The organism is Streptomyces sp. NPDC016845, from assembly GCF_044332585.1.
Classification (GTDB): Bacteria; Actinomycetota; Actinomycetes; order Streptomycetales; family Streptomycetaceae; genus Streptomyces.
The window spans coordinates 1-4,612 of record NZ_JBIRPI010000063.1 but is presented as its reverse complement, the minus strand read 5'-3'; the positions used below and the strand labels follow the sequence as shown (position 1 = coordinate 4,612).

At 68.1% G+C, this 4,612-nt stretch carries 4 protein-coding genes and 1 pseudogene; 2 read left to right on the top strand and 3 right to left on the bottom strand.

The features are described 5' to 3' along the window. Positions 1–740: 740 nt before the first annotated feature. Genes ACH4RC_RS42355 through ACH4RC_RS42345 form a run of 3 tightly spaced genes read right to left on the bottom strand, consistent with a single transcriptional unit; the run spans position 741 to position 2,678 of the window. Positions 741–1,157 (bottom strand): arsenate reductase ArsC, encoded by a 417-nt coding sequence (locus ACH4RC_RS42355; protein WP_398210460.1) that lies wholly within the window; start codon positions 1,155–1,157, stop codon positions 741–743. Further along, on the bottom strand, positions 1,150–2,268 hold the full coding sequence (gene arsB / locus ACH4RC_RS42350) for an ACR3 family arsenite efflux transporter (RefSeq protein ID WP_398210458.1): 1,119 nt from the start codon (positions 2,266–2,268) through the stop codon (positions 1,150–1,152). Before arsB ends, ACH4RC_RS42355 begins: the two co-directional genes overlap by 8 nt. Then, a complete protein-coding gene (locus ACH4RC_RS42345) occupies positions 2,265–2,678 on the bottom strand; it encodes an ArsR/SmtB family transcription factor (RefSeq protein ID WP_398210457.1) in 414 nt (137 codons plus the stop codon). The genes arsB and ACH4RC_RS42345 overlap by 4 nt, the downstream gene beginning before the upstream one ends. 104 nt (positions 2,679–2,782) lie before the next feature. On the opposite strand from ACH4RC_RS42345, the gene arsM reads away from it, so the two are divergent. Together arsM and ACH4RC_RS42335 are read left to right on the top strand one after the other, a co-directional pair. Beyond that, positions 2,783–3,670 (top strand): arsenite methyltransferase, encoded by an 888-nt coding sequence (arsM, locus tag ACH4RC_RS42340; RefSeq protein ID WP_398210455.1) that lies wholly within the window; start codon positions 2,783–2,785, stop codon positions 3,668–3,670. Positions 3,671–4,382: 712 nt separating this feature from the next. After that, a pseudogene (locus tag ACH4RC_RS42335) lies at positions 4,383–4,612 on the top strand (hypothetical protein); the annotation flags it as partial.

The following is a 4,612-nucleotide window of genomic DNA, read 5'->3' as shown; positions in this document are numbered from 1 at the left end:
GCACTCCAAGCTTTCGACATCACCTTCGACGGCCGGCTCACCGCCGGACGCCGCTGAAAAAACCGACCGAGTTCCACCGTTCGCTACACAGACCCGTTTGCGGCTGGTGACAGCGTTCTTACCGGCACCCCAAAACCGAGCGCACCCGGCTGCTCGATGAGGCCGAACGCGCTGAACGCATCGTCTCCGGGATCGACGCCGCAGATCAGGGAGAGACTCTTGGGCCAGATCAGTAGCGCCGGACGCCGGCGCAACGAGGAAGCCATCCGGGCCGCCATGGACCGTCTCCTGCGCGGCGAGCTTCCGCCCGGCGGACGCTGCGACCTCCGAACGTTGGCCGCAGCGACCGGGGTCAACCACACCGGCTTCTACCCGAAGAAGAATTCCAACGGCACTGTGCGGGAGGGCCCGTACCAGCATCTTGCCAATGAATTCGCCCGCCGACTGAAGTCGCTGCAGGAGGCGGGTACCCTCCCGGACCCGAGGGAGGCCCAGATAGCCCGTCTGAAAGCCGATATCGACGCCCTGCGAAAGCGCATGGCCAGCCAGAGCGCGGCAGTCGAAAAACTGAGGGAGTTCAAAACCATCGTGCTGTCCCGCATCGCCGCCCAGCACGAAGAGCTCGCCCGGCTGCGTAGCTCCCAGGCCAGTACCGGCACGCCATATCTGCGACCCGCCTCGCGGCCGTTCCCTGCGACGGCCAGAACATCAGCTCCTGCAGCTGACGGTCCGGCGAGGCGTCACTGCGTGGGAAGGAGGTCGGTGAGCAGGTCGCGGATGCGTGCCTCGATCTCGTCCCTGATCGGGCGGACTGCATCGATGCCCTGGCCGGCCGGGTCTTTGAGCGTCCAATCCCGGTACTGCTTGCCCGGCAAGATGGGGCAGGCATCTCCGCAGCCCATCGTGATCACTACATCGGACACTTGGACCGCCTCGGCGGTCAGCATTCTGGGCACCTCGGCGGACAGATCGATCCCGACCTCGGCCATCGCCTTGATGACCGCCGGGTTAACGCTGTCGGCCGGGACCGAGCCGGCGGAGCGGACCTCGGCCCGGCCGCGTCCGAGATGGGTGAGGAAGGCAGCAGCCATCTGCGAGCGTCCGGCGTTATGGACGCACACGAACAGCACCGACGGCCTTGCGGCGACCTCAGACACGGGCGGAACCTTCCTCGATGCCGACCGCTGGAGCTGGCAAGGGCTCGGACCTGGGAAAATAGCGGCGGGCGGTGAGCGCGACGTAGACCAGGCCGATCAGCACCGGTACCTCGATGAGCGGGCCGACGACTCCGGCCAGGGCCTGCCCGGACGTCGCCCCGAACGTCGCGATGGCCACCGCGATGGCGAGTTCGAAGTTGTTGCCCGCGGCGGTGAAGGCGAGTGTGGTGGCCCGCGGATAGTCCAGGCCGACCGTCTTGCCCAGGGCCATGGAGCCGGCCCACATCACGGCGAAGTACACCAGCAGCGGCAGGGCGATCCGCACCACGTCCCATGGCTTCGAGGTGATCGCGTCGCCCTGCAGAGCGAACAACACCACGATCGTGAACAGCAGTCCATACAGGGCGAACGGCCCGATCCGGGGGATCAGTTTCGTTTCATACCAGTGGCGGCCCTTGGTCTTCTCGCCCAGCTTGCGGGTCAGGAATCCGGCGACGAGCGGGATGCCGAGGAAGATCAGGACCGAGCGGGCGATCTCCCACACCGACACGTCCAGGGTCGTCTGTTCCAGGCCCAGCCAGCCGGGCAGGACGGACAGATAGAACCAGCCCAGCCCCGCGAACGCGATCACCTGGAACACCGAGTTCAGGGCGACCAGGACGGCTGCGGCCTCGCGGTCGCCGCAGGCCAGGTCGTTCCAGATGATGACCATGGCGATGCAGCGGGCGAGCCCGACGATGATCAATCCGGTCCGGTATTCCGGCAGGTCCGGCAGGAAGAGCCACGCGAGGGCGAACATGACGGCCGGCCCGAGGATCCAGTTGATGACCAGGGACGGGATCAGCAGGCGCTTGTCGCGGGTGACGGTGTCCAGGCGGTCATAGCGGACCTTGGCCAGGACCGGATACATCATCACGAGCAGGCCGAGCGCGATCGGCAGCGAGACGCCGGTGACCGTGACCTTCGCCAGCGCGTCGCCGAGGCCGGGGACCAGGCGGCCGAGCCCGAGACCGGCGGCCATCGCGGCGAGGATCCACACCGCGAGGAACCGGTCGACCAGCGACAGCTGCCCGGCCACCGAACCGTCCGGGGCAGCGGTTGTCCCGCTCACGAGGCAGCCCCGGCCCGGTCGCCGAGTGGCTCAAGGGGCTGGGCCTCCGGGTTGCCTGGGCGGGTCAGGATCGCGGCCAGCTGGTCGGTCTTCTGGGGCAGCAGCCGGTAATACACCCACGTCCCCCGGCGCTCGGAGGCGATCAGCCCGGCCTGCTTCAGCAGCTTGAGGTGATGCGAGATGGTCGGCTGCGACAGCTCGAAGGCCGGGGTGAGGTCGCAGACACAGATTTCCCCGCCCTGCTGCGAGGCGATCATCGACAGCAACCGCAGACGGACCGGATCGCCCAGGGCCTTGAAGACCGGCGCCAGCTCGGCCGCCTGGTCCTCCTCCAGCGGCGCACTCAGCAGCGTCGGGCAGCACCCGGAGGCGGTGCCCTGGCCGAGCACCACAAGCTCTTGTTTCGACATGCCTCGATATTGACAGGCTTCGATTCACGCCGCAAGGTTGCATCGAGGAACATCAATGCAGCCCCATCGGGGTTGCCCCCTCCTGTCATTTGAGGAGCCGAGTCATGAGCGAGCAGAACACTGACCTGCGCGAGACCGTCCGCCAGCGCTATGCCGCGGCCGCAGTCCAGGTCACCGAGGGCGGCACCGCCTGTTGCGGCCCTGAGGCCATCGAGGTCGACGACAACTTCGGCGGCACCCTCTATGCCGCCGACGAGCGCGACGCCCTGCCTGCTGAGGCCGTCGCCGCCTCCCTCGGCTGCGGCAACCCCACCGCGGTCGCCGACCTCAACGCAGGCGAGCGAGTTCTCGACCTTGGCTCCGGCGGCGGCATCGACGTCCTGCTCTCCGCCCGCCGCGTCGGCCCCACCGGCAAGGCCTACGGCCTGGACATGACCGAGGAGATGCTCGCCCTGGCCCTGGCCAACCAGAAGAAGGCTGGCGCCACCAACGTGGAGTTCCTCAAGGGCACCATCGAGGCCATCCCCCTGCCCGCGAACACCATCGACGTCGTCATCTCCAACTGCGTCATCAACCTGTCCACCGACAAGCCCGCCGTGTTCGCCGAGATGTTCCGTGTCCTGGCCCCCGGCGGACGGATCGGCATCTCCGACGTCGTCGCCGACGACACCCTCACCCCCGCCCAGCGGGCCGAGCGCGGCGACTACGTCGGCTGCATCGCCGGCGCCCTTTCCTTCGCCGAATACCGAACCGGCCTGGAAGAAGCCGGCTTCACCGACATCGAGCTCACCGCGACCCACAGCGTCGCGGGCGGCATGCACTCCGCCATCGTCCGTGCCACCAAGCCCACCACACGCAACAAGGCTGAGGCGAGCACGGACAGCGACTCGTGCTGCGGCGTCACCGCCTGCTGCACCCCCGCTGAACAGGCCGACGACCCGAACAAGTCCGTCGCCGAAACCAAGAGGGCATCGGGCTGCAACTGCAATTGACAGCACGCCGATTCAATAGCTCACCATCGGTTGCCCCGCAGCTCACGGGAATGACACGAACGCTCGCCGCAACGGGACATCGGAGGCCGCGCTGGTCCAACTCAAAGAGACGTGACCAGCGCGGGACACACCTACCGCGCGAACAAGCAGGGCGTGGAGGGGATCGTCGCCAAGCGCGCAACGACCCCGTACCGGCCGGACCGATCGTGGCGGAAGGTGCGTCACAGTGAGACGGTAGACGCCGACGTGGTCGGCTACACCGGCCCCCGCAGGCGCCCCAAGAACCTGGCGGTTCGCCTGCCTGACGGCCGAACAGCCCTCACCCAGACTCTGCCCCCGGCGCTCGCCGACAGGTCGCTGCGCAGCTGCCTGCCGCCGACGGCCCGGCCCTGCGCGCACGCACCGCTTCGGGAGACAGCTACGCCGCCATGGCGCACGGCCCGCTCGTCGAAGTCGCTTCGGGTACGACGCGGCATTCGGTGGTGACCGTGACGCGCCTGAAGTGAGAGCCCATCTTTGAAACCCCAGGGCTCAGTTGCATGGGATTCGAACTCGCGACCACGCGATGCCGGGCAGGTGCTGGTCGGTCTGATCGCCTGGCAGGCACGGTTCGGTCGATCAGCCACCGAAGGGAGCAAGTGGAACAGCGCGCGGGCGCGATGCCCGGTCATGGTGGGGGTGACCCTCACCGTCCGGAATGGAGAACCCGCACATGGGCGAGCACGAGGACGCGGCTCGGCCGTGTGCCGAAGTCGACTTCCGGTCGGCGGACGCCTCCGACGTGCCGCGCATCGTTCCGCTCCTGTCGGAGGCGTTCGCCGAGGACCCCTGGGCCGAGTGCCTGATTCCCGACCCCGTACGGCGGCGCGACCTGCTGCCCGCCTACTTCGAGGTCACCGTCCAGGACCTGCTGACCCGCGGCGAGATCTACCTGACCCGGGA

Coding starts and splice junctions, on each gene's coding strand:
- ACH4RC_RS42345 (WP_398210457.1), bottom strand. CDS start 2,678: ATGTCGAAACAAGAGCTTGTGGTGCTCGGCCAGGGCACCGCCTCCGGG.
- arsM (WP_398210455.1), top strand. CDS start 2,783: ATGAGCGAGCAGAACACTGACCTGCGCGAGACCGTCCGCCAGCGCTAT.